This is a genomic window from Mesorhizobium sp. M8A.F.Ca.ET.165.01.1.1 (assembly GCF_004792065.1).
Lineage (GTDB): Bacteria > Pseudomonadota > Alphaproteobacteria > Rhizobiales > Rhizobiaceae > Mesorhizobium.
Genome location: NZ_SRTH01000075.1, coordinates 1 through 433, shown reverse-complemented (window position 1 = coordinate 433; position 433 = coordinate 1). Strand labels below are relative to the sequence as shown.

Below are 433 nucleotides of genomic sequence, written 5' to 3'. Positions count from 1 at the left end.
GTACCGTGGGCACGATCCCCAAGGCTGCGCAGCAGAAGGCAGCGTTGATCTCTGCCACGAGTTCCTCGAACGCATATTTTCTGGAGCCCGAAGGGCCGGAGCAGTCACGGGCCAAGCGTGAACTGTGACCGGTGGCATGACCGAGCTCATGCAAGGCTGTGCGGTGCCAGTTGATCGGCTCGAAATAAGCTTGGGGCGGAGGCACCTGTATATAATCGCGGGCAGGCACATAGAACGCCCTGTCGCCACCAATACGGAAGTCGATACCGGTGGCCTTGATCAGAGCCTCGACCCGCGGTTCGATCAAGCTAGCCACCGGCAGCGGAGCCGAAACCGCGACTTCATCAGGCAGTCCTTCACATTGCTCGATATTGAAAACGGTGAAGCGCTTGAGGAAAGGGATCGCCTGGGCATCCTCGCCTGTCTCGCGAGC

Annotated in this window: 1 protein-coding gene; it reads right to left on the bottom strand. The window is 59.8% G+C overall.

Going from position 1 to position 433, the window contains the following annotated elements; genetic code table 11:
- Window positions 1–433 (bottom strand): zincin-like metallopeptidase domain-containing protein (locus EN808_RS35185; RefSeq protein ID WP_245521072.1); only part of this gene is annotated, 433 nt, incomplete at both ends.